Source organism: Arthrobacter sp. LAR12-1-1.1 (assembly GCF_040676555.1).
Classification (GTDB): domain Bacteria; phylum Actinomycetota; class Actinomycetes; order Actinomycetales; family Micrococcaceae; genus Arthrobacter.
Map to the genome: position 1 here is coordinate 11,051 of NZ_JBEGIG010000018.1, position 26,156 is coordinate 37,206.

The following is a 26,156-nucleotide window of genomic DNA, read 5'->3' on the forward strand; positions in this document are numbered from 1 at the left end:
AGACCGCGAGCGTTGGGCATGGACCCACGATGCCCACCCGCTGCGCCCAAGACTGGACATGTCCCACGGGGGCTGCACCTAAGACTGGACATGTCCCACGGGGTCCCCGGCCAAGACTGGACATGTCCCGCGGTCAGCGCGCCGCCCGGACCCCATTGCGGATCGTAATGACTGGGCGAGATGCTGGGAGCGCTGAACAACGTGTGAATCCGGTCACTTGATGGCCTAGGGTAGTTGCTACAGGAAACTACATTCAACGGTGCTATCTATGCACGGGCGTCTTAAGAAGCAGGCATGGCCAAGCAGAGTTCATTCTTTACCTCCATCAGCCGTCTCTACCCGCACGTCAGGCCCATCCTGCCCCGGCTGGTCATGGGCCTGCTCTGCGCACTGCTGGCCAGTGTCATGGCGCTGGCCATCCCGCAGGTGCTGCGCGTGCTGGTCAACGAGTCCCTGCAGCCGGGCGGCAGCCCGGACGCCGTCTGGGGCGCCTCGCTCCTCATCCTCGTCCTGGGCATCGCCGAGGCCGGCCTCGTGGCCCTGCGCCGGCAGTTCGTCATCAATCCGGCCACCACCGTCGAGACCCGGATGCGGGTCTCCCTCTACGGGCACCTTCAGGACCTCACGGTCTCTTTCCATGACCGCTGGGGCTCCGGGCAGCTGCTCTCCCGGGCCATGACGGACCTGAACTTCCTGCGCCGCTGGATGGCCTTCGGCGCCATCATGCTGGTGGTCACCACGCTTACCGTGGTGATCGGCGTCGCGGTGATGTTCTCCATGAGCTGGCAGCTGGCCCTGATCTTCCTGGCCGCCGCCGTGCCGATCATGATCTACGGGTTCCGCTTCCGCACCCGGTTCAGCAAGGTGGCGCGCCGCAGCCAGGACCAGGCCGGGGACCTCGCCACGACGGTCGAGGAATCCGTCCACGGCATCCGGGTCCTGAAGGCGTTCGGCCGCAGCCGCGAAGCGCTGGAGAACTTCAACGAACAGGCCGAGGAACTCCGGCAGACGGAGATCGCCAAGGCCAAACACCTGGCAACCTTCAGCCTGGTGGTGACCCTCCTGCCCGAACTCGCCCTCGGCGCCGGCCTCGTCGTCGGCATCCTGCTGGCCTCCACGGACCAGCTCTCCATCGGGTCCCTCGTGGCCTTCTTCGCCACCGCCGCAGTGGTCGCCGCACCGGTCGAGTTCTGCGGCATGCTGCTGGCGATGGCCCTCACCGCGAAGTCCGCGGTGGACCGGCACTTCGAAGTCATGGACGCGCAAAACACGATCACCAGCCCGGACCAGCCCCGCCGGCCGGCCGGGCTCAAGGGTGCCCTCAGCTTCCGCAACGCCTCGTTCGCGTTCGAGGACGCCCCGGACAAGCCGATCCTCAAGAACATCACCCTGGACATCCGGCCCGGCGAAACCATGGCCCTCGTGGGCATCACCGGCAGCGGCAAGAGCGCCCTGCTCCAGCTGGTCCCCCGCCTCTACGACGTCACCGGCGGCTCCATCACCATCGACGGCGTGGACCTGCGGGAGTTCGGCGTGGAGGACCTGCGCACCGCGGTGGCGGTCGCGTTCGAAGACACCACCTTGTTCTCCAGCTCCGTCCGGGACAACGTCCTGCTCGGCGCGCCCGACGCCGGGTCGGCGGAAGGCCGCGACGCGGCCCTGGAGGAAGCCCTCGACGTCGCCCAGGCCCACTTCGCCTATTCGCTGCCGCACGGGGTGGACACCCTGATCGGCGAGGAGGGCCTCAGCCTCTCCGGCGGCCAGCGCCAGCGCATTGCCCTGGCCCGCGCCATTGCCGCGAAACCTGCCGTGCTGGTCCTGGACGACCCGCTCTCGGCACTGGATGTGAACACCGAGGTGCTCGTCGAGGCAAGGCTCCGCCAGGTCCTCGCGGACACCACCACGCTGATCGTGGCCCACCGGCCCTCCACCGTGGCGCTGGCCGACCGGGTGGCCCTGCTCGAGGACGGCCGGATCGCCGCCGTCGGAACCCACACGGAACTGCTCGCCAAAAACAGCCACTACCGCTACGTGATCGCCAGCCTGGACGCGGAACCGCGGGACCTGGATTCAGAATTGTCCGCCCTCGAGGACCAGTCCGAGGAGATTTCCCGATGAGCAGCGCAACGTTCGGTACCGCCAATGAGGACAACGCGCACCTCAGCCGGAACGAGAGCAAGGCCGTACGGCGGCGCTCCCTGACCCTTCTGGGCTCCCTGATCCGCCCCGTCCGGGCCCGTTTCTGGCTGACCATCGGCGCCGTCGTCCTGTCCCAGGCCGCCCGCGTGGCCGGGCCGGCGCTGATAGCCTTCGGGATCGACCACGCGCTGCCGGCCGTGCGCGCCGGCGACAACCTTCCCCTGGTCTTCGCCGGCGTCGCCTACCTCGCCGCGGCCGTCGTGGCGGCCGGCCTGACGGCCCTGTACGTGACCTCGACGGCGCGGCTCAGCCAGGCGATGCTGCTGGACCTCCGCGTCCGGGTCTTCCGCCACACGCAGCGGCTGAGCCTGGAATTCCACGAGAAATACACCTCCGGCCGCATCATCGCCCGGCAGACCTCGGACCTGGAGGCCCTGCGCGAACTCCTGGATTCCGGCGTGAGCTCGCTGGCCTCGGGGATGCTGTTCATGGCGTTTACGGCCGTGACGGTGTTCGCCCTGGACTGGCGCAGCGGGGTGCTGGTGCTGGCCGCCGGTGTGCCGATGTTTTTCCTGGCCCGCTGGTACCAGAAGCACTCACAGATCGCCTTCCGCGAATCCCGGGTGGTCTCCGCCCGGCTGATCGTGCACTTCGTGGAGACCATGACGGGCATCCGGGCCGTGAAGGCGTTCCGGAAGGAACGCGAGAATGCCGCGCGCTACGCCGAACTGTCGGAGGACTACCGGCGCGCGACCGTCCGCTCCATCAACCTCAACGGCATCTTCCAGCCCGGGCTGGTGCTGATCGGGAACGTCTGCGTGGCCCTCGTTCTGCTCACGGGCGGCTTCCGGGTCCTCAGCGGCGACCTCGAGGTCGGTGTGCTCCTGGCCCTGATCCTGTCCACCAAGCGTTTCTTCCAGCCGGTGGACCAGATGGCGATGTTCTATAACTCGTTCCAGAGCGCCCAGGCGGCCCTGGAAAAGGTCTCGGGCCTGCTCGAGGAGGTCCCCACCGTGCGGCCGCCGAAGACACCCGTTGCCCTGGACCATGCGCGGGGCAGTATCGACTTCGACGGCGTCGAATTCCGTTACGGCGACGGCCCGGTCGTCATCCCGCGGCTGGACCTGCACATCCCCGCCGGCCAGACGGTCGCGCTGGTCGGGCAGACGGGCGCCGGCAAGTCCACCCTCGCGAAGCTGATTGCCCGCTTCTACGACGTCTCCGCCGGGTCCGTGACCCTCGACGGCGTGGACTTGCGCCAGCTCACCACCGAGGACCTGCGCCGGCACGTCGTCATGGTCACCCAGGAGGCCTTCCTGTTCAGCGGGTCCGTGGCGGACAACATCGCCCTGGGCCGGCCCGAAGCCTCGCGCGAGGAGATCGAGGACGCGGCCCGGGCAGTGGGGGCGCACGCCTTCATCATGGACCTTCCGGACGGCTACGACACCGACGTCAACAAGCGCGGCGGCCGCGTCTCCGCCGGACAGCGCCAGCTGATCAGCTTCGCCCGGGCTTTTTTGGCCCGCCCGGCCGTCCTGATCCTGGACGAGGCAACGTCCTCGCTGGACATCCCGTCGGAGCGCATGGTCCAGCAGGGCCTCGCGGGGCTTCTGCGCGGGACACGGGAGGCTGGGACACGGGATACCGGGACACGGGAGGCCGGACCGTCTGAGACCGGCGGCCAGCCCGCCGCAGACGCGGACTCCGGCCCGGACGCTGCCCCCGGCGCCGGGCGGACAGCGCTGATCATTGCCCACCGGCTCTCCACCGTGGAGACGGCGGACCGGGTCCTGGTGGTGCATGACGGACGCGTCGTCGAAGACGGCACCCCGGCGCAGCTGATCGGCGACGGCGGCGCTTTCGCCCGGCTCCACGGCGCCTGGAAAGACTCGCTGGTCTGAACAGCTCCTGCCGTCCCGGGGCGCACCCGGGACGGAACGGCGGCCAGGCCACGTCGTCCCGTCGCCGTCGTCCTCAGGCCCGATTTCACATCCGGGGCCTTGATCGGATACTCTTGTGAAGTTGCTTTTGAAGCAGCGGATCGGGATGTGGCGCAGCTTGGTAGCGCGCGTCGTTCGGGACGACGAGGTCGCAGGTTCAAATCCTGTCATCCCGACCACGGACAAAAGAGGGCCCTCCACGCGGAGGGTCCTCTTTTGCGTTTCCCGCACTATTTTTTGCCTCCCGCACCAGCATCCTCCCGGCGCGGACGTTGCCCGGACACGACACAGCCCCGGGAGAAATCTCCCGGGGCTGCACGGCTAGATCGGGGCTGTTACATCGGATCGGGCCAGTTGCCGACGTTCAGCGAGTGGGTCATGGGGTCGGGCCAGTTGCCCACCGCCTGGGCGGCGCGCATGGGGTCGGGCCAGTTGCCGACGGCGGCAACGTCTGAGACATCGGTAAGTGAAGCAGCGGACAGCACGGCCGGGGCCGCGGCGGAGAATGCCAGTGCGCCCGCCAAGACGGCGCCGGCTGCAATCTTCTTCAACATAGGTTTCCTCAATATGGGTTGGGGTCCTTAACCAAGTCAGCACTACCCTTGTTGACACACATTGTAAAATGGTTTCCACAGAGACTGTCAAGCATTTAGTACAAAGAATGTCCGGAATTAGGAGGTATCCGTGGGGAACGGATTTGGGGAGAAGCTCCGCGCGGAACGGCTCGAACGGGGCCTGACGCAGGCGGAGCTGGGCCGTGACCTGTACTCCCCCAGCTACATCTCTCTGCTGGAAACCGGACGCCGCGAGCCGACTGCCGATGTCATCGAAGAGCTTGCCCGCCGGCTCGAACTGGCGCCCAAGGCGCTCGAGGCCTGGAGCCAGCCGGTTTCCGTCAGCGACGCCGAATACGTGCTCGCGGGACTGTATGCCCGGCAGGCCTGGGACCTCCGGGACTACCCCGTGGCCGCCACCCACGCCGCCGCCGCCGCCAAGATCGCCCTGGAGGCCAAGAACACCAGCGCGTGGTGGAACATGACCTATATGCAGGCCGAGTGCCTGATCAAGCAGGGCCTCTGGCAGGAGTGCAAGGACGTGGTCCAGAATCTGCTGGAGCACCCGATGGCCGCGGAGTCGGCCGGGCTCGGCGTCCGGGCCCAACAGATGCTCGCCGCAGCCTCGCAGGGGCAGGGACAGCTGACCGCCGCCGTCGAGCATGCGCAGGAAGCGGTGCGGCTCTGCGCCCAGCTGCCCAAGGGCTCCACCATGATCATCGGCGCCCTCCGCGCCCTTATCGGCGCCCTGGCCGAGAGCGGCCGGCTCGATGAGGCCTGGGAGTACTGCCAGGCCATGAACGACCAGATGGACGACCACTCAATGTCCCAGCTCGCCGGCGAGGTGGCCTGGGTGATCGGCAACGTGGCCTTCATGCGCCACGACTACCCCGAGGGGATCAAATACCACGAGCGGGCCGGCCGGCTGCTGTCCCCGGCCAATGACATCGACCTGTGGGCCCGGTTCAACAAGGCCTCCGCCGCCGTCCGCCTCTCCTCGGGAATCGTCGAACCCGAGACGCTGTCGTCAATCGAGCGCGCCGAACTGGCCCTCTCGATTGTCGGCGGCAACAAGACGGACCAGCTCGAAGTCGCCTTCATCCGCGCCCGCTGGCTCTACCTCACCGGCGACATCGTGGCCGCCGTCCAGAAGCTGCGCGAGATCCACGCCGAGCGGGAGGCGCTGGCCCGGCACACCGCAGGCGAGGTCTCCCTGCTGCTGGGCAAGGCCCTCAAGGCCGCCGGGGAATCCGCGGAGGCCCTGGTGTACCTCGAGGAAGCCCAGAAGGAGTTCAGCGCGGCAGGCGCCTCGGACCGGGTCCAGCAGGCCCTGGACGCCGTGCTCGAGATCAAGCTGGCCCAGCGGCGGGCCGAGGCCGCTTCCGCGGAAGCGTAGCCCCGGCCCGGACGGGCTAGGCGAACGTCCGGCCGGTGAGCTTCTCGTAGGCCTCCACATAGCGGCTGCGCGTGCGCGCCACGACGTCGGCCGGAAGGACGGGCGGGGGCGTGTCGGAGGCCTTGTCCCAGCCCGATTCGGCCGAGGTCAGCCAGTCGCGCACATACTGCTTGTCGTAGGACGGCTGGGCCTGCCCGGGCTGGTACGTGGCCGCATCCCAGAAGCGTGAGGAATCCGGGGTCAGCACCTCATCGCCCAGGGTGATGACGCCGGTGGCGGCGTCGAGGCCGAATTCCACCTTGGTGTCAGCCAGGATGATGCCGCGGCCGCGCGCGATTTCCTCGGCCTTGGTGTAGATCTCCAGGGTCAGCCGGCTCAAATTCGCCGCCACGTCCGCACCGACCAGGCCCACGACGGCGTCGTAGGTGATGTTCTCGTCGTGCTCGCCCACCTCGGCCTTCGCCGAGGGTGTGAAGATGGCTTCCTGCAGCCGCGATCCGTCCACAAGGCCGGCGGGCAGCGGGATGGCGCACACGGTGCCCGACTCGCGGTACTCCAGGAGCCCGGAGCCGGTGAGGTAGCCGCGCGCGATGCATTCGACCGGGAACATGTCCAGTTTCTTGCAGATCATCGCCCGGCCCTCGACGGCGGCGGGAACACCGCCGTCGACCGTGGACGCGAGGACGTGGTGGGCGACGCCGAGCTGTTCGAACCACCACAGGCTCAGCTGGGTCAGGATGCGGCCCTTGTCCGGGATCTCGCTGGCCAGGACGTGGTCATAGGCGCTGATGCGGTCGCTGGCCACCACCAGGACGCAGTCCTGGCCGAAACGTTCGGTGAAGGCCGGGTCCGCGGGGGCGTAGAGGTCGCGGACTTTCCCGGAGTAGACGTGCTGCCAGCCGGGCAGGTCCAGCGTGGCGGTGTCCAGTCCGCCCTTGGGCTGGGTCTCGGGCTGGGTGCCGGGCGTCGGGGTTGCGGGTTCTGTCACGTTCACGCCTTCGCTTTCGACGCCGCCGGAGTTCCCGGTGCCGCGACGCGGATTTGACCGCGGGCGGCCTTGCCGCCGATGTCGGTGCGGAACTGGCTGCCGTCCAGCTGGACGAGTTCGACGCCGTCGTACGCCCGTTCCCGGGCCTCCACGAGGTCCGTACCCAGCGCCACGACGGCCAGGACGCGGCCGCCGGCGGACACGACCTTGCCTTCGCCGTCGAGCTTGGTACCGGCATGGATCACGTGGACGCCGTCCAGGGCGTCGACCTTTTTCAGGCCCCTGATGCGGTCGCCCGTCCGCGGGGTGTCCGGGTAGTTTTCGGCGGCCACGACGACGGCGACCGCCGTGTCCTTGGACCAGCGCAGCGGCTGGACCTTGTCCAGTTCGCCCTTGGCAGCGGCCATCAGCAGCCCGCCGAGGGGCGTCTTGAGCCGGGCGAGGACGGCCTGGGTTTCGGGGTCGCCGAACCGGACGTTGAATTCGATGACCCGCGTGCCGCGCGAGGTCAGGGCGAGGCCGACGAAGAGGACGCCGACGAACGGCGTGCCACGGTGGGCCATCTGGTTGATCGTGGGCTGGGCGACGCGGTCGATCACTTCCTGGACGAGGCCTTCGGGGGCCCATTCCAGGGGCGTGTAGGCGCCCATGCCGCCGGTGTTGGGGCCTTCGTCGTTATCGAAGATGCGCTTGAAGTCCTGCGCCGGAGACAGGGCCACGGTGTTGGTGCCGTCGCAGAGGACGAAGACGGAGACCTCGGGCCCGTCGAGGAACTCCTCGATCACCACGGTGCCGCCGGCGTCGAAGCAGCTCTGGGCGTGCGCGAGAGCCTCGACGCGGTTGTTGGTGACGACGACGCCCTTGCCGGCGGCGAGCCCGTCGTCCTTGACGACGTAGGGGGCGCCGAACGTGTCGAGCGCGTCGGCGGCTTCCTCGGCGGTGCCGGCCACCCGGGCCATGGCCGTGGGCACGCCGGCCTCGGCCATGACTTCCTTGGCGAAGGCCTTGGACGCCTCGAGCTGGGCCGCGGCCTTGCTGGGGCCGAAGACGGGGATGCCGGCGGCGCGGACGGCGTCGGACACACCGGCGGCGAGGGGCGCCTCCGGGCCGACCACCACCAAATCCACGGTGAGCCTGACGGCCAGCGCGGCGACGGCGTCGGGATTGTTCGCGTCGATCGCATATGTGGGGACCAGCGCGCTGATGCCGGCGTTGCCCGGGGCCGCGTGGACCTCGGAAACGTTGGGGTCGGCAAGCAAGGATCGGACAATGGCGTGTTCGCGGCCGCCGGGGCCGATGACAAGTACCTTCACAGTCTCCAAGGGTACGTGGTGCACCCCGCAGGCTCCTAAGCTGTGTCGGCCGCTGGACATGCTCAATCTTCGCGGCGCGGCACGCCCGGGCGCCGGCCAATCCGCGGGACATGCCCAGTCCAGGCCCCGGCCAATGGACACAATGCCACCATGTCCATGCCTGGAACCAGCACTGGACATGCCCCCTGGGCCGCGGAACATACCCAAGCACCAGGCATGAGAGTGGCTCTGAGTCCGCAGCGGGGCAAGCCCGGGGCGCCGGACAATCCGCGGGACATGCCCAGTCCAGGCCTCGGCCAATGGACACAATGCCACCATGTCCAGGCCTGGAAACCAGCACTGGGCATGTCCCCCTGGGGCCCAGGAGTATGTCCACTCGCCAGACAATCCGCCCGCCGCGCGGCTACGAATGGCCTGTATGAACAAGCCCAGCATGAAGCCCAACAAGCGGTCCCGCGGCGCCACAGCCCTAGCCGCGGTGGCCGGTGTGGCCGCCGCCGCCGTCGTCCTGTCCGTCGCGGAACTGATCGGCGCGTTCTTCACCGCGCGGGCCACGCCCCTCATTGCGCTGGGCTCCACGTTCATCGACTTCACGCCGCCGTGGATGAAGGACTTTGCCATTGCCACGTTCGGCACCAACGACAAGGCCGCGCTGTTCGTCGGGATGGCGGTCACGATCCTGCTCCTCGCGTGCGTACTCGGCATCGTGGCGTACCGGAAGTGGGCCCTGGGTGTGGCCGGTGTGGTGCTGATGGGCGCCGTGATCGTCGGCAGTGTGGTGACCCGGGCAAGCGTCAAACCGGTCGACGCGATTCCCTCCCTGATCGGCACCGTGGCGGGTCTGGTGGTGCTTCGTCTCCTGATCACCAGGCTGTGGCGGATGCAGGCATGGCCGGACCGTGCGGCCGACGTCGCCGCGAAGGAACCCGAGCGCCCGGCGACCACGCGGCGCGCATTCTTCGCCGCCGCCGGCATCACCGCGGCCGCCTCGGCCGTTGCTGCCACCGGCGGGCGCCTGCTGAGCGCGGCCCGCAGCAACGTGGCCGCGGCCCGCGAATCGCTGAAGCTGCCCGCACCGGCCAAGGCCGCCGCCGCCGTCCCGGCCGGTGTCCAGTCCAAGGTGGCTGGCGTCACGCCGTGGCTGACCCCGAACAAGGACTTCTACCGGATCGACACGGCCCTCAGTGTGCCGGAGATCAACGCCCAGGACTGGGAACTGCGCATCCACGGCCTTGTGGAACAGGAGGTCCGGCTCACGTTCCAGGATCTGCTCGACGCCCAGCTGATCGAATCCCATGTGTCGCTGACCTGCGTGTCCAACCCGGTCGGCGGCAACCTGGCCGGCAACGCCAAATGGCTGGGCATGCCCATCCGAGACGCCCTGAAGCTGGCCCGCCCCAAGCAGGGCGCGGACATGGTGCTCTCCACCTCGATTGACGGTTTCAGCGCCTCCACGCCCCTGGAAGTCCTCCAGGACGACCGCGACGCCATGCTGGCGATCGGCATGAACGGCGAGGCCCTCCCGCTCGAACACGGCTACCCGGTACGGATGGTGGTTCCCGGGCTGTACGGCTTCGTCTCCGCCACGAAGTGGGTGGTGGACCTCGAGGTGACCCGGTTCGCCGACAGCAAGGCGTACTGGACCCAGCGCGGCTGGTCCGAACGCGGCCCGATCAAGACCATGGCGCGCGTCGAGGTGCCCAAGTCCTTCGCCAAGGTCCCCGCCGGAAAGGTCGCACTCGGCGGTACCGCGTGGGCCCAGACCCGCGGGATCACGAAGGTCGAGGTGCAGATCGACAGCGGCCCCTGGACCGAGGCAGTGCTCTCCGACGAGGCCTCCCTCATCACCTGGCGGCAGTGGTCCTTCGAATGGGACGCCACGCCGGGCCCGCACTACATCAAGGTCCGCGCCACGGACGGCACCGGCGAGGTCCAGACGGACAAGCGGGCGGATCCGGTCCCGGACGGCGCCTCCGGCTGGCAGTCAGTCATGGTGACCGTGGAATAACCGGGGTATCAGCACAGGGCACCATAGACTTGCTGCATGGCTTTGAACCCGCATGCAACCTTCACAGTCGACTCCGCCGTCGAACTGGCAGTCATCGAACGCAGCGGCTTCGTGGAGTCCCGCCACATCGGCTCGGCTGTTGTGCTTGCCGCGGATGGAACTGTAGTGATCGAGCTCGGCGATATTAACGCGCCCATTTTTGCCCGGTCCACGCTCAAACCGTTGCAGGCCCTCGCATCGATGCAGTCCGGAGTGCCCCTGCGGGGTGCCCAGGTGGCCATCGCGTGCGGCAGCCACGTCGGGTCCCTGGACCACATGGATGTGGTCGAGGGCATGCTCAAGGCGGCCGGGGCCAAGGAAGACCAACTGCAGTGCCCGGCCGACTGGCCCCAGGATGAGACCGCCCGGAACTGGCTCGTCCAGACCGAGCGCGGCAAGTCCAGGCTTGCGTTCAACTGCTCGGGCAAGCACGCTGCGTTCCTTTGGGCGTGCACGGAGAACGGCTGGGACAAGAACAGCTACCTCGAACCCAACCACCCGCTGCAGCAGCGCATCCGCTCCGTGATCGAGGAGTACTGCGGCGAACACATCACCCACCTGGGCATCGACGGCTGCGGCGCACCGGTTGCCGCCGTCTCCCTGATCGGCCTGGCCCGGGCCTACTCGAAGCTGGCCAAGGCTCCGGGCGACAAGAACTCGAACGCACGGGCCGCCACGATTGCCACGTCCATGCTGGACTACCCGTGGGCCGTCCAGGGGCGCGGGCAGGCCAACACGATCGTGATGGACGAACTCGGCATCCTCGCCAAGATCGGCGCCGAGGGGGTGCTGGTCATGGCCACCCGCCAGGGCGTCTCGGTTGCCATCAAGATGCTCGACGGCAACATCCGTGCCACCACCCTGGTGGGGCTGACGCTCCTCGCGGCCTCCGGTGCCGTCGAAATCCCTGAAGTGTCCAGCGTCCTGGACAAGGTGGTGGACCCCGTCCTGGGCGGGGGACGCCCGGTAGGCAAAATCCGGCTCGGGCGGGCCGTCGCGGCTCTGCTGGACTAGGGCTGGAGGCAGGAAAGTGGCTGTATCGCGCCGTCGAATCGCCGTGGACGAGGGCCGCGCGGCACTTGCCGCATGGCAGGACGCCAATCCCGCGGCACCCGGCCCCGAAGGAACCAGCGCCGTCCCGCGCAGCACCATCGCGACGGCGGTGCGCTACTCGCTGGAGGAAGTCAGCGCGCGGGCGCCCGGCAACTCCGTGGAGGTGCGGGTCCCTCCGTTCGGCGTCACGCAGTGCGTGGAGGGCCCGCGGCACACGCGCGGCACCCCGCCGAACGTCATCGAGTGCGACGCCGCCACCTGGCTGGCGATGGTCAGCGGGCGATTGAGCTGGGCAGACGCCGTCGCGGCCGGCCATGTTGCGGCCTCGGGACTGCGAGCGGACCTGTCCGCCCTGCTGCCGCTCTAACCCGGCCTCCTAACCTCCCACAAGCCGGTCCTCAAGCGGCCAGGACCTCAGCCGCGGCCGATGAACGGCATGCCCGCAGCCGTGACCACGAGGGATCCCACGTTGGCCGACGCCGGCATCCCGGCCATCAGCAGCACGGCCCGGGCGGCGTCCTGCACCGCAAATGTCGGCTCGGCCCGCAGGCTGCCGTCTGCCTGGACCGCCCCGGAGCCGACGCCGATCTCCTCCATGAGATCCGTTGCGGCATTGCCGATGTCGATTTGTCCGCAGGTGATGCCGAACTCCCGCCCGTCCAGGTCAATGCTTTTGGTCAGCCCCGTGATCGCATGCTTGGTCACCGTGTAGGCCACCGTCCGGGGCCGGGGTGAATGCGCCGCGATCGAACCGTTGTTGATGATCCGTCCGCCCTGGGGCGACTGGGCCTTCATGGCCCGGACGGCGGCCGCGGCGCAGAGGAGGGATCCTGTGAGGTTCACGGCCACGGTCGCGTCCCAGTCCTCCATGGTGATCTCGTCCACTGAGGCGGCGGGGCCGAACACGCCGGCGTTGTTGAAGAGCACGTCCACCCGTTCCCACTGCCCCAGCGCCGCGGCGAAGAGCCGCTCGACGTCGTCGGGGACGGTGACATCGCACGGGACCGCGAGCGCCTGGCGGTGGCCGGCCGCGGTCTCGCGGAGCGGCTCCTCCCGCCGCCCCGCCAGGACCACCCGGTAGCCCTCGGCCAGCATGAGGCGGGCCACCGCACGGCCGATGCCGGAACCGGCTCCGGTGACGACGGCGACCCTTCCGGGGGTGTGGTGCTGGCTCATGGGGTCCTCCTCGACGGTTACGCGGCTGCCCGGCCAGCGTACCGCCGAGATGGCACTTCACGGCAGTGTTTCGCGCCCGGACCGCCGCGAACTGTCATCTCGGTGGGTCATCTCGGGAGGCTGTGGGCGGACATTTCGGGGCGGGCCGCCCTAGCGGGAGTCCTCGCCGCGGTCCCGGGTCTGCCGGCCCGTCCGGTAGCCGGACCAGAACGCGAGTACCAGCAGCCCGACGCCGATCAGCGCGGACCCGGTCCAGGCGCTGGCGCCCATGAACATAAGCCCCTGCGGCACGACGGGTCCGGTGGCCAGCGGAGCATACGCGAACCAGCCAAAGTCCTCCTGCGGCACCGGCTGGGCGAGGAAGACCAGCCCGGCGAGCAGCATGGCCGCGGCAGCGAGCGGCACGGCCACACGGCCGAGCAGATTCTTCCGGGCACGGCCGGAAATCCGATTCCCCCGCGGATCCATGGCCATACTGTAACCGCTCGGCGCAGGAATCCCGGCAGGGCCAACGGCCGCCCGGAGGTCAGTGGCGGGCCTGCGCCCTCTTTCCCGCCGCCAACGAGCCCCCAATTGCGGAGTTTGATCGCCCGGCACCGCCGCGCCGCCCCCTGATCACCCGGGCGGACGAGCCGGGCACCGCGGCCCGTCCATCGGCGCTGCGGTCCCTGATCAGGCCGGTTCCGGCGATCTCCCTCGCCTGGGCGACGCCGGCAACGGCCGCTTTCTTGGTGGGAAACGTCACTGAGACCGCCATCAGTTGTCCTGCCCCGTCCATCATCCGAATGCGGTAGCCGCCGTCGGGCGCGTCCACGAGCTCAAAATACCCCGCCATTGCACACTCCTCGTTCCCTCGTATCCCCCGCCGGGATGTTAGTAAGTGTACTTACTTAACGGTGGAGGGAAAGTGCTGAAGGTCCTGCCGTTCCCCCGCTGGAGCCCACCGGCGGCCGGGCCGAGGTCACGGGGACAGGTCACTGGCAGGGTTTGCGGGCACGGGCACACGTCACGGGGGGCGGGCGCGCCTCAGGGACGCGGGGCGGGTCCGGGGCGGGGCGATCTGCGGGTCCGGGGAGGCGCCCCGCCCGCGCCCGCACGCAGCGGGGTGTCGCTGCGGCGGACGCCATCGTCTTGCAGTTCCAGCGCGCTCATCACGAGGGCGAAGTGGCTGAAGGCCTGCGGCGTGTTGCCCAGCTGACGGCCGGCCTCGACGCCCCACTCCTCGCTGAGGAGTCCGACGTCGTTGCGCAGCGCCAGCAGGCGCTCGAACAGTTCCCCGGCCTCGTGGCGCCGGCCCGCCCCGATCAGCGCCTCCACCAGCCAGAAGGAGCACGCCAGGAACACCCCTTCCTCGCCGGGAAGCCCGTCGTCGCTCTGCGCCGGCAGGTAGCGGCGCAGGAAGCCGTCGTGCGTCAGCTCGCGCTGGACGGCGTCGATGGTTCCGATGATGCGCGGATCATCCGGCGGGAGGAACCCCACCCGGGGCAGCAGCAGGAGACTGGCGTCCAGCTCGGGCCGCCCGTAGGACTGCACGAATGTGTTGCGTTCGGCGTCGAACCCGTTGGCCATGACCTCGGCGTGGATTCTGTCACGCAACTCCTCCCAGCGGTCCGCCGGGCCGGTCAGGCCGAAGTCCCGGACCCCCTTGACCATGCGGTCCGCCGCCACCCATGCCATCACCTTGGAGTGCGTGAAGTGGCGCTGCGGGCCGCGCATTTCCCACAGCCCGTTATCCGGCCGGCTCCAGGCTGTCTCGAGATGTTCCATGAGGGCCACCTGGACGTCCCAGGCGTCGTCGGTGTGTTTGAGGAGGGAGTTCCGGGTCAGGGACAGGCAATCGAGCACCTCGCCCCAGACGTCGAGCTGCAGCTGGCCGGCCGCGCCGTTCCCGGTACGCACCGGGGCGGAGTTTTCATAGCCCTTCAGCCACGGCAGTTCGAGCTCCGGCAGCCGGCGTTCACCGTGGAGGCCGTACATGATCTGCAAATCCGCCGGGTCCCCGGCGACGGCCCGGAGCAGCCAGTCGCGCCACGCGCCGGCCTCCTCCGTGTAGCCCGCGGCCAGCAGCGCCTGCAGGGTGAGGGTGGCGTCGCGCAGCCAGCAGAAGCGGTAGTCCCAGTTCCGGGTGCCGCCGATCTCCTCCGGCAGGGACGTCGTGACGGCGGCAACAATGCCCCCGGTGGGGGCGAAGGTCAAGGCTTTGAGCGTGATCAGCGAGCGCTGGACGGCGTCACGGTGCGGCCCGGTGACCTTGCACTTCGCCGACCAGCCAAGCCAGAACTCCTCGGTGGAGGCCAGGACCGCTTCCGGGTTCACTGAGCGCGGCCGGCGACGGTGGCTGGGGCTCCATGTCAGTACGAAGGGCACCCGGTCCCCGGCCGTGACCGTGAAGTCGCTGACGGTGTGCATCCGCTCGCCCCGCAGGGGCGCCTCGGTCACCAGATAGGCGGAGTCGGGCCCGGCGACGGCGTGGATCCCGCGCTCGTCGTGGCGGACCCACGGCACAACATGGCCATAGTCGAACCGGAGCGCCAGTTCGCCGCGCATCCGCACCGTGCCGCGGACACCGACGACGATCCGCACGATATCCGCCACTTCGTCGCGCGGCGGCATGAAGTCAATGATCCGGACCTTGCCCTCGGGCAAGTCCCACTCGGTTTCCAGGATCAACGTGCCCTTGCGGTAGCGGCGCCGGGTGCATTCGCCGCCGCCGGCCGGCGCCAGCAGCCACCGGCCGGCCGCGGGGGTATCGAGGAGCGCGCCGAAACAGGCCGGTGAGTCGAAGCGGGGCAGGCAGAGCCAGTCAATGGAGCCTTCGGTGCTGATCAGGGCCGCGGTGTGCAGATCCCCGACCATTGCGTAATCCTCGATGCGGGCCATGACACTTACAGTGCCACACCACAGTCCCGCCCGGCACGGGAGGGCAACGGGAGCCGGCTCACCGGAGTGCCCGCAGGACTAGGATCCATCCGTGGGAGAACTATCTGCGGGGGAAAGGGACCGGGCATGGCAGGGCACGAAGCCGCTTGGCACGACGGCGCCGGTCACACAGGTACCGGCGACACAGGGACCGGCCGCATAGGAACTGTGCGGATCGGAACGTCCGGCTGGAGCTATGACCACTGGGAAGGGGTCCTCTATCCGCCAGGCCTGCCCGCCCGGGACAGGCTGGCACACTATGCGGCCCGCTTCGACACCGTGGAACTGAACGCCAGCTTCTACCGCTGGCCCAGGGAGGCTTCGTTTGCCGGGTGGCGCCGCCGCCTGCCCGAAGGTTTCGCCCTGTCCGTCAAGGCGCCCCGGGGCCTGACCCACGGAAAGAAGCTCTATGCCCCGGAGGCCTGGGTGGACCGGATCACCCGGTGCTGGCACGAACTCGGCGACAAGCGGGCCGTGCTGCTCGTCCAGCTGCCCCCGGACTTCGCGCGGGACGATGCCCGGCTGGACTACTTCCTCGCGGCACTGCCCGGGTGGATCCGTGTCAGCGTGGAGTTCCGGCACCCGAGCTGGGACGACGCCGGCGTTTACGCCGTGCTGGAACGTTACGGCGCGGCCTACTGCATCATGAGCGGCGCCGGGCTCCCGTGCGTCCTGCGCGCGACCGCACCGTTCGTCTACGTCCGGCTTCACGGCCCGGACCGCGACGTCCTCTACGGCGGATCGTATCCGGACGAGGACCTGCACTGGTGGGCCGCGCGGATCCGCGAATGGCGGGCGGCCGGCAAGGACGTCTTCGCCTATTTCAACAACGACGGCGGCGGCAACGCCGTCCGCAACGCCACCGCACTGCGCCGGCTGCTGGATGAGCCGCCGCCTGGGTAATCCGGAGTCACGGGCGCCGCCTCCCGGAACCCCGCCGGCACTGCCGCGGCCCGGCACTGTGGGAGAGTGGAGGCATGGAATTGGCGTCGCAACCAGCGCAGCAGCTGCCCGTGTCCGGCAACAGGGCCTTCCGGCTCGCCCATTGGGTGTCGGACACCGTCAATGGGGTTCGCCTCAAGACGGCCCGCCGCTGGAAGTTCATCCCGCAGACCGTCGCCTATCAGGGCTACGGTTCGACAGAGTGGGTCAGGCTGCTGGGCCGCGTGGTCCTCACCAGCAGGCCCGTGCCCGGCAGCAAGGCGGAGCGCCTGGCCCTGAACGGAAACCAGAACATCCGCGGCTGGCGCGCCTTCACGAGTGTCCCGGTTCAGTTCACCGAGGTGGAGATCCAGATCGGCGGCGTCACCACGCGCGTGCATACGGACCGCGGCGGCCTGGTAGACACCCTGGTCCACGTGGCGTTGGCCCCGGGCTGGCATACGGCGGTGCTGCGGGCCGAAGGAACGGAACCGGTTGAGGCCAGGATTTTCGTGATCTCCCCGGACACCAAGCTGGGCATTGTCTCGGACATTGACGACACCATCATGGTCACGGCCCTCCCCCGGCCTTTCCTGGCGCTGTGGAACACCTTCGTCCTGAACGAACGCGCCCGGATGGCGACACCTGGCATGGCCGTCCTGATGGATCGGCTCAAGGTGGAACACCCGGAAGCGCCGGTGATCTACCTGTCCACCGGGCCGTGGAACGCAGCGCCCACTCTGGCCCGCTTCATCGCCCGGAACCTCTATCCCTCGGGCGCACTGCTGCTCACGGACTGGGGACTGACCCACGACCGCTGGTTCCGCAGCGGACAGGAACACAAACGGCGGAACCTTGAGCTGCTGGCCCAGGAGTTCCCGAACATGCGCTGGCTGCTGTTCGGCGACAACGGCCAGCACGATGAAGAGATCTACTCCGGCTTCGCGCAGGAACACCCGGACCAGGTCGCCGCGATCGGCATCCGTCAGCTCTCGGCCAGCGAGGCCGTCTTCGCCGGCGGCCACTCCGACACAGGAGACCACTCGGAATCATCCGTCCCGTGGCTCTACTCGCCCGACGGCGCCGGACTCGCCAAGGGCCTGCAGGACCTGGATCTGCTCTAAGTTGTCGCTGCCTTAGGGGCGTCGGCCCCGGGGCGGGGCTGCCCGACGTCGGCCTGCTTTCCGACGTCGGGCTGCGCGGCGGGCGCCGCGTTCCGGGCCGCCAGAACTTCCTGGAGCCAGTAGTAGGAGGCCTTCGGTGTGCGGACCTGGGTGTCGAAATCGACGTGCACCAGACCGAACGGCTGCTTGTAGCCGGCGGACCACTCGAAGTTATCCATGAAGGACCACACATAGTAGCCGCGAAGGTCCACGGCCTCGGCCGCACCGCCGGGACGTGTCGCTTCCAGGGCCGTGCCGATGTGCTCCGCGAGGTAACGCAGGCGCCGTTCATCCGGAACCATCCGGCGGTCCGCCCCGACACACTGGACCACCACGTCCTCGAAACTGGCCCCGCCCTCGGTGATGTAGACCGGAGGCAGATCCGGGTAGCGCTCGGCCATCTCAGCCAGGGCAACCGACATGTATTCGGGCTTGACCGGCCAGCCGTAGGCCGTGGTCTCGGTGTCCGGGAACGGCGCGATGTGGAAGGGCGCACCGGGTGTCCCACTGAGGTCATCCCCCATGGCCTCGGCCATGCCGGGCGGCACGGTCCCCTCACCCGGACCCGCCCCGACGCGGGTGGGCATGTAATAGTTCAGGCCATAGAAATCCAGGGGCTGGGAGATCAGGTCCATATCTTCGCTGGAGGGGCTGAACGACGATGAAAAGAACGTAGCGGCCCGAATGATGTCCGGGTACTTGCCGAGCAGTACAGGGTCAGCGTAGAGCCGGTTCTGCGCCACATCCATGAGTCCGGCGCTGACCGCGTCCAGCGGGTTGGCGGTGGCCGGGACCATCGGTGAGTACACGTTGGTAATGCCGATTTCGCCCTGTACCTTGGCCGCACGCAACGCTTGGAGTGCCAGGCCGTGGCCCAGCAACTGGTGGTGCACGCTGGGGAGGGCCTTGAGCATGAGTGCCTCGCCGGGCGCATGCATGCCCAGGGCGTAGCCGTTGGTGGTGACCGTGGCGGGCTCGTTGACAGTCACCCAGCGGCTAACGCGGTCCCCGAAGGCGGCCGCGGCGATGCCGGCGAAGTCCCCCAGCCGGTAGGCCGTATCCCGGTTCATCCACCCGCCGGCCTTATCCAGGGGCAGCGGGGTGTCCCAGTGATAGAGCGTCGCCATGGGGGAAATACCGTTGGCGAGCAACAGGTCGATCAGCCGGTCATAGAAGTCCAGTCCGGCGGGGTTCACGGGCCCGCTGCCGCCGGGCTGGATCCTGGACCAGGACAACGAAAACCGGTACGAATCGATCCCCAGGTCCTTCATCAGTGCCACGTCCTCTGGCATCCGGTGGTAGTGGTCGCAGGAGACGGCCGGGCTGTGGTCCTCCACGATCGAGCCCGGTTTCGCGGCGAAGACGTCCCATCCGGTGGGGCCGCGGCCGTCTTCATCGAGTGCGCCCTCGATCTGGAAGGCGGATGTAGCCACGCCCAGGGTGAAGCCGGGCGGAAGAAGGGAAGCCAGATCCTTGGCGGAAGCGTTCATCGACGGGACCTCTATGTAGTTTCAGGAGTTGGTTGACTGATCTTAGGCTTCCCCGGGGGCGGGCGCCACGACCCGGGCCGTTTGACGGACGCGATGCCGACGGCCACTGTTGATCAGTGCACCTGACAATTGAACAAGGCGTCAACCGCCGGCCGGCCCCGGCGACGCCCGGCCCCGGCCGGCAGGCAGCAGCTCTCCTCTGCTTCCTCGCGGTCTCCCATGGGGTGTCCTTTGTGGCGTCGCTGGTCATCATCGGGAACGCCGGCGGATGGTACGCGGCGGCGGACAAGGCTCCGTGGACTCCCCCGGCCTGGGCCTTCGGAGCGGTCTGGACGGTGCTATATACAACCATGGCGGTGGCGGCGTGGCTGGTCTGGCGCCGGGGAACAGGGCTTGCCTCCTCCGGGCGCAGCCGAGGCGCCATGACCGTCTACGGCATCCTGCTGCTCGTGAACCTCGCCTGGGCGCCCCTGTTCTTCGGCATGTACCCCATGGTCGGCTCGGCCGCCCTCTGGCTGGCTCTCCTGGTCATCGCCGCCCATGCCGTGGCCGCGGCCGCCACCGTGGTCCGGTTCGGCCTCATCAGCCGGGCAGCCGGCCTGCTCATGCTGCCGTACGTCTCGTGGATTGTGTTCTCACTTACCCTGAACGCCTACGCCGCCGCCAGCAACTGAACCCTGCCAGCAATTGAACCCCGACGTCCTTCCTGTCCCGCTTCTTCCGCTCCGGTCAGCGGCCCGGGCAACAGTGTCCCCGTCACGGCCCGGGTTCCCAGCGAACGGGGAGCACGCGCACAAGGGGATCCCGACGCCGGACGATGCGCACCGGGATGTCGCGGCCGCCCGGGCCGGGATGGTGGCTCCGGCCGTTCTGGTGATTCAAGGTGCCGTCCTGGACGTCAGGCCGCCCGCCGCCGGCGTCATACTCCGCCCGGGTCCTGGCGTCCCGCAGCACGGCGAAGGCCTGCAGAATCCCGCCCGCGTCACTGCCGTCGGGAGGGCCGATGTCCGGATAACCGATATCCGGATGGTGCCGGCGCATCAGCGCCCGGAAGGCGCGGCCAATCTCCTGCCGGCTCGCCTCCGGCGAGATGTGCAACAGCGCGTAGTAGCCGCGGGGATCAGGGTTGCTGCCGGGCATGGTCATTTCTCCGGGGCTGACGGCCGGGGCCGGCGCCGTGGTGCGTGCTCGGCGCCGGCTCCGGGGGCTACTTCCCGATCTCCTGCCGTTTGTCCTGCGAACGGGTTATTTCAATCTTCCGCGGCTTGGCCTGCTCCGCCACGGGAATGCGGAGGGTTAGGACACCGTCAGCGTAATGCGCCTTGACGTTTTCCGTGTCCAGGGTGTCCCCGAGGATCAACTGGCGGCTGAAAACGCCGCGGGGGCGCTCCGAAACCGTCAGCTCCACGTTGGGCTGCGTCGGGTCCCGCCGCTCCGCCCGGACGGTCAGGACATTGCGCTCAATGTCGAGCCCGATCGAGTCGACGTTAACCCCCGGGAGGTCGAATGCAACGACGAATTCGCCGTTCTCCTGCCACGCGTCCATGGGCATGGCCGCGGGGCGTGCCACCGTCCCGAACACCTGCTGGGCGAGCCGGTCAAAGTCACGGAACGGGTCCGTCCGAATCAACATCATTTCCCACTCCTTCAGTGCGAGTTGGTCTGTATTCCTTCCACACCCACCACGATTTTTCTGTAGTGGTGGGTATAGATTTTTTATAGCACCGGTGGCACACTGTTGCAAGGGAAAATTGCGGACAGGAGGAGGACCATGGCGGACCGCGGCGCGGATTCAGGCCTGTACGCCATCTCCGTAGTGGCGCAGCTGGTGGGCACCGGGCAGCAGAACATCCGGCTCTACGAGCGCCGGGGACTCCTCGCACCGGACCGCACCGCCGGGGGCACCCGGCAGTACAGCGACGCCGACCTTGTGGTGCTGCGGCGGATCGGCGAACTCCTGGCGGAGGGCCTTAACCTGGCCGGCGTGGCCAAGGTGATGGAACTGGAGGAAGCCAATGCCCGGCTGCGGGCCGAGCTCAAGCGGGCGCGCGGCCGCTGACGGTGCTCAGTCCTGGCCGGCGTCGGCGGTGGAGAGCGTTCCCGTGATCTGTTCGCCCCGGATCCGGGCCGTCCGCCAGGTGTCCAGCGCAATGACCCCGCCCAGGACCACCAGCGAGATGGAGAAGGCGCCCAGGGCATCGGTCAGCCAGTGATAGCCGAGGTAGAGGCGGCTGATTGCTGCGAAGAACATGCCGATCCCCGCCACAATGAAGGCGACGACGGCGGCCCAGGGACTCTTCCGGCGCGAGAAGACCAGGAACGTGGTGACCAGCAGGAAATCGCACGCGCCCAGGACGTGACCGGAAGGGAAGGAGAACGTGGTGTCGGCACCGAAGAGCATGAGCTCCACGGGTGGACGCTGGCGTTCCACGATGCGGCCAATCACCTGCGCAAGGATCACCCCGGTCAGCATGGCGCCGGCCAGGAGCATCGGCCGCCAGGCGTGCTTGGCCAGCAAGCCCCAGGCCACAGTCACGACGAGGACAATGATCGGCAGGCCGATGGGGCCGAAGACGATCGCCAGAATGATCATGATGGTGGTGGCAGGTTCCCCACGCAGGGTCAGGAGCCAGGACCGGGTAGGCTCGTCCGCCGCCGACAGGCCGCCGTGCTGGAGGACACTTGCGAGGATTACCACGAACAGCACGACGCCCGTGATCATCAGGGCGACGGCCGTGAGATACAGATTCCGGCGCGCCGTGGCGCTCATGTACCGCTCTTCCACGACGAACTTTTCGTGGAAGGTCCGCCACCGGCCCTGCGGTTTACCTGTTTGAGCCTCTGCCATGTCGCCGTGCCGCCTTTGCGCCGTGTTGTGGATAGTCCCCGCTGAAGATTATCCCCTGTTATTTGCGCGGTGGTAGGCAAATGGCCCGACGGGATCTCCCCCGTAGAGGTGTGGCCCGGCCGCCGGATTCCGTAACCTGCCGGCCCGGACGGGGCAGGACGTTGCTGTGAGCCGCTTCACAGTGTAGCCTCCCAAATTAACAAGGTAGCCTCCAAGACAACTTGTGATGCTTACTAAGCAACTCTTGCGGAATCAATGATGAGCTGGATGGAGAACAACAATGGTCGAGGAACAGCCTGCTGATGCCCGCGCGGGGCGGAACCCCGGAAAGGTCACCGAGGTGGAGACCTACGGCATCGAGCGGATACCCGAGAAGGACCGCAATGCGAGCGCCCTTGACCTGTTCAGGGTTTCGTTCGGCGGGGCCAACACCTTCGCCACGGCCTTCCTGGGCGCATTTCCGATCCTTTTCGGCCTGTCATTCTGGCAGGGACTCGCCGCGACGGTGACGGGCCTGGTTGTCGGCGCCCTCCTGCTGGCACCCATGGCCGTCTTCGGCCCCACGAACGGGACCAACAACGCAGTGTCATCCTCAGCCCACCTGGGCGTGCACGGCCGGGTGGTCGGATCATTCCTGTCATTGCTAACTGCCTTGGCATTTTTCTCCATCTCGGTCTGGAGTTCCGGCGATGCCCTGGTCGGCGGCCTGAACCGGCTGGTTGGCCTGCCGCAGGACATGGGCTCGTTCGCCGTCGCCTACGGCCTCTTTGGTGGACTCGTCCTGGTTGTCTGTGTCTACGGGTTCAAGTTCATGCTGCTGGTGAACAAGATTGCCGTCACGGCGGCCACCCTGCTGTTCGTTGTCGGCTTCATCGCCTTCGCGGGCGACCTCAACCTGAACTTCGAGGGCTCCTTCGGGACCGGATTCGACGGCGTCGGCATCGCGGGATTCATCCCGGCCTTCATCGGCGCGGCCCTGATCGTCATGTCCAACCCCATCTCGTTCGGCGCGTTCCTGGGCGACTGGGCGCGATACATCCCCACCGCCACACCGAAGCGCCGGGTCATGGGTGCGGCGCTGCTCGCCCAGCTGGCCACCCTTATCCCGTTCGTCTTTGGCCTGGCCACGGCGTCCATCATCGCCACCAAGGCACCGGAATTCATGGATCCGGCGGCGCCGAACTACGTCGGCGGACTGCTGGCGATTTCCCCGGCCTGGTATTTCGTGCCGCTCTGCGCCATCGCCCTGATCGGCGGCATGTCCACCGGGGCGTCCTCGCTGTACGGCACCGGCCTTGATTTCAGCAGCGTGTTCCCGAGGTTCAACCGGGTCCAGGCCACCCTGTTCATCGGGACCCTGGCGATCGTGTTCATCTTCGCCGGCCGCTTCGCCTTCAACCTTGTCCAGAGCATTTCCACATTCGCCACCCTGATCGTGACCTGCACCGCGCCGTGGATGGTGGTCATGCTCATCGGCTTCATCACCCGCCGCGGCTGGTACGACGCCGATGCCCTCCAGGTGTTCAACCGGCGCCAGAGTGGCGGACGGTACTGGTTCAACCACGGCTGGAACCTGCGCGGCATGACTGCCTGGCTGGTCAGCGCCGGGGCAGGGCTGAGTTTGGTGAACATGCCCGGCCAGTTCCAGGGGCCCCTGGGCAATCTGGCGGGCGGTGTGGACATCAGCCTGCCGGCATCGCTGGCGCTGGCGGCCGTTCTGTACCTCGGGCTGCTGTGGATTTTCCCGGAGCCGCGCGGAGTGTTCCCGGCCGCCGGGCCGCGCTGGATCCCCTCGAAGGACACACCGGTGCCGCCGGTCATGGATGCGGCCGGCAACACCGTCCCTGCCGCACCCCAGGAGGCAGCCGCGCCGGGCTCGTCCGGCGACCGGGACCCGGAGCTGGTGAGCCAGCCGTGACGTGGTTCGATCTCAGCGTTCCGCTGCGCACCGGAATGCCTGTTTACCCCGGCGACCCAGAGGTCCGGATCGCATCGGCACTGACCGTGGAGGCCGACGGCGCCAACGTGCTCTCCCTCGCCATGGGCTCCCATTCGGGCACCCACGCAGACGCACCCCTGCATGTGGGCGACGGCTGGGCAGCCCTGGACGAGCTGCCGCTCTCCCTCTTCGGCGGCGTCGCCGAAATCGTGGACATCCGGGGCGTGGCCCGCGGCGGCGCCATCACCGCCGCGCAGTTGGCAGGGATCGCCCCGGCGGGCATGACTGGGAATCCCGGGGAACCTGGGAATCCAGCGAGGATCCTCCTGCTGCACACCGGCTGCGCCGCGGCCTGGGGAACCGACGAGTACCTCAAACACCCGTGGCTCGACGCCGCGGCGGCGCAGCTGATCGTGGACCGCGGCTACCGCGCCGTAGGCCTGGACGCCCTCAGCGTGGATCCCAGCTCCCCCGGCGCTTCGGACGGCAAGCCGGCGGACGGCAGCTTCCCAGCTCACGCCATCCTGGCCGGAAACGGCTGCATTATCGTAGAAAACCTCACCGGGCTGGAGCAGGTCCAGCGGGCCAGAGAAGCAGGATCCGACGTCGAGGTCTTCCTCTTTCCACTCAATATCCCCGGGGCCGACGGTGCCCCGATCCGGGCCGTGGCACGGCGGCTGCCGGCTCCGGAACTGCAGCCGGCGGTGCTGTACCCGACGGCGCTGCAGCCGACAGTGATCCGCGCCCTCAGCCGCCAAGAGGTGCAGGACGCAGCGGACCGCCTGGTTGCCGCCTTCGCGGCCACGGACACCGAAGCCTACTTTGCCGCCTTCAGCCCCCAGGCGACATTCATCTTCCATCCGGAAGCCCAGAGCCTTGGTTCCCGGTCCGCCTACCGCGCTCTCTGGGACAACTGGCTCGCCGGCGGCTGGCGCGTGCTCGAATGCCGGAGCAGCGAGCAGGACATCCAGCTTCTGGGGGCTACCGCGGTGTTTTCCCACCGCGTGGCCACGACAGTCCAGATTGACCGGGAAGGTGGCCGCGATACGAGCGATGAACGGGAGACCATCATCTTCTCCCGGGCCCCGGACGGCAGCATCGTTTGCGTCCACGAGCACCTCTCGGCCTGCCCCCAGTGATCCGGGTGACCAGACTCACTGGGACAGCCGGGGCCGGGATGGATCTGCAGGTCAACCGCCAGGGCCGCTACGTGCGGGCATTTGGCGTCCGCACGGCCTGCGCTCAGACACGGCGTGGTGATTTGACGGGTCAATAAATATGACGTTATTGTTCCTGAATCCATTGGGGCCGACTAGAAGTACTCCAAGAAAGACAGAGCGATGACCACGATTACCGAGTCCATTGAGATCCAAGTCGACAACCGCCACGTCCTCGACGAACGACTCAACGACGCCGTCCGCGGGCTGCAGCAGCTCGCCATGACCACGGGGAAGCACGGCATTCTGCTCACGCGGCACAAGCCGGGCCACTACACCGCGGCCCTCTCCGACAAGGTCCCCTACGGCATGACCCGCGAGCTCGTTCACTGAGCCACCGGTAGACCGGACGCCGAGAGCCGGACTTCAAAGAGCCAGGTCCCGGGCGGCAGAGCATCGACTCGCCGCCCGGGACCTTTTTGGCGTTTCAGGGGCCGGTTACCATCAGCGCCGGTCACCAGTCATGGCCGGTTCACCAGTCATGGACGGTGCCGTCGACGAGGCGGTTGTAGGGCAGGTAGGCCTGCTGGTAGGGGTAGGCGGCGGCGGCTTCGGCGTTGAAGTCGACGCCGATGCCGGGCTTGTCTCCCGGGTGCAGGTAGCCGTCCACGAAGGTCATGGACTGTTCGAAGACCTCGTTGGTCGCATCCGAGTGCTGCATGTATTCCTGGATGCCGTAGTTGTGGATCGCCAGGCCGACGTGCAGCTGCGCGGCGAACCCGACCGGGGAGATGTCGGTGGGGCCGTGGAAGCCGGACTTGATCTGGTACTGCGCGGCGAAGTCCATCACCTTCTTCAGCGGGCTGATCCCGCCGAAGTGGGTGGACGCGGCCCTCACGTAGTCGATCAGCTGTTCCTTGATCAGACTCTGGTAGTCGTAGACGGTGTTGAAGATTTCACCGATCGCCAGCGGGGTGGTGGTGTGTGCCCGGACCAGGCGCAGCGCCTCCTGGTTCTCGGCCGGGGTGCAGTCCTCGAGCCAGAACAGGTCGTAGGGTTCCAGCGCCTTGCCCAGCTTCGCGGCCTGGATCGGGGTCATCCGGTGGTGCCCGT

General features: G+C 68.2%; 25 protein-coding genes and 1 tRNA gene. 14 read left to right on the forward strand and 12 right to left on the reverse strand.

Annotated elements, in window-relative coordinates:
• Positions 1-294: 294 nt before the first annotated feature.
• The 3 genes from MRBLAR12_RS12290 to MRBLAR12_RS12300 all read left to right on the forward strand — a co-directional run bounded on the left by MRBLAR12_RS12290 (position 295) and on the right by MRBLAR12_RS12300 (position 4,258).
• Positions 295-2,118, forward strand: a complete 1,824-nt coding sequence (locus tag MRBLAR12_RS12290) for an ABC transporter ATP-binding protein (protein WP_364746372.1) — start codon at positions 295-297, stop codon at positions 2,116-2,118.
• Positions 2,115-4,040, forward strand: coding sequence for an ABC transporter ATP-binding protein (locus MRBLAR12_RS12295; RefSeq protein WP_364746375.1), 1,926 nt, complete (start codon positions 2,115-2,117; stop codon positions 4,038-4,040). Before MRBLAR12_RS12290 ends, MRBLAR12_RS12295 begins: the two co-directional genes overlap by 4 nt.
• Before the next feature lie 141 nt (positions 4,041-4,181).
• Positions 4,182-4,258, forward strand: a tRNA-Pro gene (locus MRBLAR12_RS12300).
• A gap of 156 nt (positions 4,259-4,414) precedes the next feature.
• Here MRBLAR12_RS12300 and MRBLAR12_RS12305 read toward each other — a convergent pair.
• Complete coding sequence (locus tag MRBLAR12_RS12305) at positions 4,415-4,633, reverse strand: hypothetical protein (protein ID WP_229995200.1); 219 nt, start codon at positions 4,631-4,633, stop codon at positions 4,415-4,417.
• 130 nt (positions 4,634-4,763) lie between these two features.
• On the opposite strand from MRBLAR12_RS12305, the gene MRBLAR12_RS12310 reads away from it, so the two are divergent.
• A complete protein-coding gene (locus tag MRBLAR12_RS12310; RefSeq protein ID WP_229995199.1) occupies positions 4,764-6,029 on the forward strand; it encodes a helix-turn-helix domain-containing protein in 1,266 nt (421 codons plus the stop codon).
• A gap of 16 nt (positions 6,030-6,045) precedes the next feature.
• Here the strand turns inward: MRBLAR12_RS12310 and MRBLAR12_RS12315 are convergent, their stop codons facing one another.
• Positions 6,046-6,957, reverse strand: a complete 912-nt coding sequence (locus tag MRBLAR12_RS12315; protein ID WP_364746400.1) for a phosphoribosylaminoimidazolesuccinocarboxamide synthase — start codon at positions 6,955-6,957, stop codon at positions 6,046-6,048.
• A 62-nt stretch (positions 6,958-7,019) separates the two neighbouring features.
• Complete coding sequence (purD, locus tag MRBLAR12_RS12320) at positions 7,020-8,330, reverse strand: phosphoribosylamine--glycine ligase (protein WP_229995211.1); 1,311 nt, start codon at positions 8,328-8,330, stop codon at positions 7,020-7,022.
• Between the two features lie 418 nt (positions 8,331-8,748).
• On the opposite strand from purD, the gene MRBLAR12_RS12325 reads away from it, so the two are divergent.
• The 3 genes from MRBLAR12_RS12325 to MRBLAR12_RS12335 are packed head-to-tail and all read left to right on the forward strand — an operon-like array spanning position 8,749 to position 11,797.
• Positions 8,749-10,338: a molybdopterin-dependent oxidoreductase gene (locus tag MRBLAR12_RS12325; RefSeq protein ID WP_364746378.1), complete on the forward strand. Its 1,590-nt coding sequence runs from the start codon at positions 8,749-8,751 to the stop codon at positions 10,336-10,338.
• 36 nt (positions 10,339-10,374) lie between these two features.
• Positions 10,375-11,391 (forward strand): asparaginase, encoded by a 1,017-nt coding sequence (locus MRBLAR12_RS12330; RefSeq protein ID WP_229995197.1) that lies wholly within the window; start codon positions 10,375-10,377, stop codon positions 11,389-11,391.
• A gap of 16 nt (positions 11,392-11,407) precedes the next feature.
• Positions 11,408-11,797, forward strand: coding sequence for a sterol carrier family protein (locus MRBLAR12_RS12335; protein WP_229995196.1), 390 nt, complete (start codon positions 11,408-11,410; stop codon positions 11,795-11,797).
• A 47-nt stretch (positions 11,798-11,844) separates the two neighbouring features.
• On the opposite strand, the gene MRBLAR12_RS12340 is transcribed toward MRBLAR12_RS12335, so the two are convergent.
• The 4 genes from MRBLAR12_RS12340 to MRBLAR12_RS12355 all read right to left on the reverse strand — a co-directional run bounded on the left by MRBLAR12_RS12340 (position 11,845) and on the right by MRBLAR12_RS12355 (position 15,486).
• Entirely contained in the window at positions 11,845-12,606 is a 762-nt protein-coding gene (locus MRBLAR12_RS12340; protein ID WP_229995195.1) for an SDR family oxidoreductase, read from the reverse strand.
• Positions 12,607-12,756: 150 nt separating this feature from the next.
• The gene (locus MRBLAR12_RS12345; RefSeq protein WP_364746383.1) at positions 12,757-13,074 is read right to left on the reverse strand and encodes a hypothetical protein; all 318 of its coding nucleotides are present in this window, start codon (positions 13,072-13,074) and stop codon (positions 12,757-12,759) included.
• 58 nt (positions 13,075-13,132) lie between these two features.
• Entirely contained in the window at positions 13,133-13,441 is a 309-nt protein-coding gene (locus MRBLAR12_RS12350) for a DUF1508 domain-containing protein (protein WP_229995193.1), read from the reverse strand.
• 191 nt (positions 13,442-13,632) lie between these two features.
• Positions 13,633-15,486, reverse strand: coding sequence for a glycoside hydrolase family 15 protein (locus MRBLAR12_RS12355; RefSeq protein ID WP_364746386.1), 1,854 nt, complete (start codon positions 15,484-15,486; stop codon positions 13,633-13,635).
• A gap of 126 nt (positions 15,487-15,612) precedes the next feature.
• Between MRBLAR12_RS12355 and MRBLAR12_RS12360 the strand changes: the two genes are divergently transcribed.
• Complete coding sequence (locus MRBLAR12_RS12360) at positions 15,613-16,428, forward strand: DUF72 domain-containing protein (RefSeq protein ID WP_414645508.1); 816 nt, start codon at positions 15,613-15,615, stop codon at positions 16,426-16,428.
• 74 nt (positions 16,429-16,502) lie between these two features.
• Positions 16,503-17,570, forward strand: coding sequence for an App1 family protein (locus MRBLAR12_RS12365; RefSeq protein ID WP_229995806.1), 1,068 nt, complete (start codon positions 16,503-16,505; stop codon positions 17,568-17,570).
• Here MRBLAR12_RS12365 and MRBLAR12_RS12370 read toward each other — a convergent pair.
• The gene (locus MRBLAR12_RS12370; protein ID WP_364746389.1) at positions 17,567-19,099 is read right to left on the reverse strand and encodes a GH1 family beta-glucosidase; all 1,533 of its coding nucleotides are present in this window, start codon (positions 19,097-19,099) and stop codon (positions 17,567-17,569) included. The two genes, MRBLAR12_RS12365 and MRBLAR12_RS12370, sit on opposite strands and share 4 nt — an antisense overlap.
• 116 nt (positions 19,100-19,215) lie before the next feature.
• Here MRBLAR12_RS12370 and MRBLAR12_RS12375 point away from each other — a divergent pair, with 116 nt between their 5' ends.
• A complete protein-coding gene (locus MRBLAR12_RS12375; protein ID WP_356815859.1) occupies positions 19,216-19,773 on the forward strand; it encodes a TspO/MBR family protein in 558 nt (185 codons plus the stop codon).
• An 82-nt stretch (positions 19,774-19,855) separates the two neighbouring features.
• Here MRBLAR12_RS12375 and MRBLAR12_RS12380 read toward each other — a convergent pair whose 3' ends face one another.
• Positions 19,856-20,239, reverse strand: coding sequence for a J domain-containing protein (locus tag MRBLAR12_RS12380; protein ID WP_364746391.1), 384 nt, complete (start codon positions 20,237-20,239; stop codon positions 19,856-19,858).
• A 67-nt stretch (positions 20,240-20,306) separates the two neighbouring features.
• Positions 20,307-20,735: an Hsp20/alpha crystallin family protein gene (locus tag MRBLAR12_RS12385; RefSeq protein ID WP_290369409.1), complete on the reverse strand. Its 429-nt coding sequence runs from the start codon at positions 20,733-20,735 to the stop codon at positions 20,307-20,309.
• 135 nt (positions 20,736-20,870) lie between these two features.
• Here MRBLAR12_RS12385 and MRBLAR12_RS12390 point away from each other — a divergent pair, with 135 nt between their 5' ends.
• Positions 20,871-21,158, forward strand: a complete 288-nt coding sequence (locus MRBLAR12_RS12390) for a MerR family transcriptional regulator (protein ID WP_229995803.1) — start codon at positions 20,871-20,873, stop codon at positions 21,156-21,158.
• A 6-nt stretch (positions 21,159-21,164) separates the two neighbouring features.
• Here MRBLAR12_RS12390 and MRBLAR12_RS12395 read toward each other — a convergent pair whose 3' ends face one another.
• Entirely contained in the window at positions 21,165-21,947 is a 783-nt protein-coding gene (locus MRBLAR12_RS12395) for a phosphatase PAP2 family protein (protein ID WP_229995802.1), read from the reverse strand.
• A 280-nt stretch (positions 21,948-22,227) separates the two neighbouring features.
• On the opposite strand from MRBLAR12_RS12395, the gene MRBLAR12_RS12400 reads away from it, so the two are divergent.
• The 3 genes from MRBLAR12_RS12400 (at position 22,228) to MRBLAR12_RS12410 (ending at position 25,436) form a co-directional block, all read left to right on the forward strand.
• Positions 22,228-23,865, forward strand: coding sequence for a purine-cytosine permease family protein (locus tag MRBLAR12_RS12400; RefSeq protein WP_364746394.1), 1,638 nt, complete (start codon positions 22,228-22,230; stop codon positions 23,863-23,865).
• Entirely contained in the window at positions 23,862-25,025 is a 1,164-nt protein-coding gene (locus MRBLAR12_RS12405) for a cyclase family protein (protein WP_364746396.1), read from the forward strand. The genes MRBLAR12_RS12400 and MRBLAR12_RS12405 overlap by 4 nt, the downstream gene beginning before the upstream one ends.
• Before the next feature lie 201 nt (positions 25,026-25,226).
• On the forward strand, positions 25,227-25,436 hold the full coding sequence (locus MRBLAR12_RS12410; protein WP_229995799.1) for a hypothetical protein: 210 nt from the start codon (positions 25,227-25,229) through the stop codon (positions 25,434-25,436).
• Between the two features lie 139 nt (positions 25,437-25,575).
• Here MRBLAR12_RS12410 and MRBLAR12_RS12415 read toward each other — a convergent pair.
• A partial coding sequence (locus MRBLAR12_RS12415; protein WP_364746398.1) for an enolase C-terminal domain-like protein occupies positions 25,576-26,156 on the reverse strand: 581 nt, incomplete at its 5' end.

Excerpts from the sequence above, each read along its gene's own strand:
- MRBLAR12_RS12290 (WP_364746372.1), top strand. The coding sequence starts at position 295 with ATGGCCAAGCAGAGTTCATTCTTTACCTCCATCAGCCGTCTCTACCCG.
- MRBLAR12_RS12295 (WP_364746375.1), top strand. The coding sequence starts at position 2,115 with ATGAGCAGCGCAACGTTCGGTACCGCCAATGAGGACAACGCGCACCTC.
- MRBLAR12_RS12305 (WP_229995200.1), bottom strand. The coding sequence starts at position 4,633 with ATGTTGAAGAAGATTGCAGCCGGCGCCGTCTTGGCGGGCGCACTGGCA.
- MRBLAR12_RS12325 (WP_364746378.1), top strand. The coding sequence starts at position 8,749 with ATGAACAAGCCCAGCATGAAGCCCAACAAGCGGTCCCGCGGCGCCACA.
- MRBLAR12_RS12330 (WP_229995197.1), top strand. The coding sequence starts at position 10,375 with ATGGCTTTGAACCCGCATGCAACCTTCACAGTCGACTCCGCCGTCGAA.
- MRBLAR12_RS12340 (WP_229995195.1), bottom strand. The coding sequence starts at position 12,606 with ATGAGCCAGCACCACACCCCCGGAAGGGTCGCCGTCGTCACCGGAGCC.
- MRBLAR12_RS12345 (WP_364746383.1), bottom strand. The coding sequence starts at position 13,074 with ATGGATCCGCGGGGGAATCGGATTTCCGGCCGTGCCCGGAAGAATCTG.
- MRBLAR12_RS12350 (WP_229995193.1), bottom strand. The coding sequence starts at position 13,441 with ATGGCGGGGTATTTTGAGCTCGTGGACGCGCCCGACGGCGGCTACCGC.
- MRBLAR12_RS12355 (WP_364746386.1), bottom strand. The coding sequence starts at position 15,486 with ATGGCCCGCATCGAGGATTACGCAATGGTCGGGGATCTGCACACCGCG.
- MRBLAR12_RS12360 (WP_414645508.1), top strand. The coding sequence starts at position 15,613 with ATGGCAGGGCACGAAGCCGCTTGGCACGACGGCGCCGGTCACACAGGT.
- MRBLAR12_RS12365 (WP_229995806.1), top strand. The coding sequence starts at position 16,503 with ATGGAATTGGCGTCGCAACCAGCGCAGCAGCTGCCCGTGTCCGGCAAC.
- MRBLAR12_RS12370 (WP_364746389.1), bottom strand. The coding sequence starts at position 19,099 with ATGAACGCTTCCGCCAAGGATCTGGCTTCCCTTCTTCCGCCCGGCTTC.
- MRBLAR12_RS12380 (WP_364746391.1), bottom strand. The coding sequence starts at position 20,239 with ATGCCCGGCAGCAACCCTGATCCCCGCGGCTACTACGCGCTGTTGCAC.
- MRBLAR12_RS12385 (WP_290369409.1), bottom strand. The coding sequence starts at position 20,735 with ATGATGTTGATTCGGACGGACCCGTTCCGTGACTTTGACCGGCTCGCC.
- MRBLAR12_RS12390 (WP_229995803.1), top strand. The coding sequence starts at position 20,871 with ATGGCGGACCGCGGCGCGGATTCAGGCCTGTACGCCATCTCCGTAGTG.
- MRBLAR12_RS12395 (WP_229995802.1), bottom strand. The coding sequence starts at position 21,947 with ATGGCAGAGGCTCAAACAGGTAAACCGCAGGGCCGGTGGCGGACCTTC.
- MRBLAR12_RS12400 (WP_364746394.1), top strand. The coding sequence starts at position 22,228 with ATGGTCGAGGAACAGCCTGCTGATGCCCGCGCGGGGCGGAACCCCGGA.
- MRBLAR12_RS12410 (WP_229995799.1), top strand. The coding sequence starts at position 25,227 with ATGACCACGATTACCGAGTCCATTGAGATCCAAGTCGACAACCGCCAC.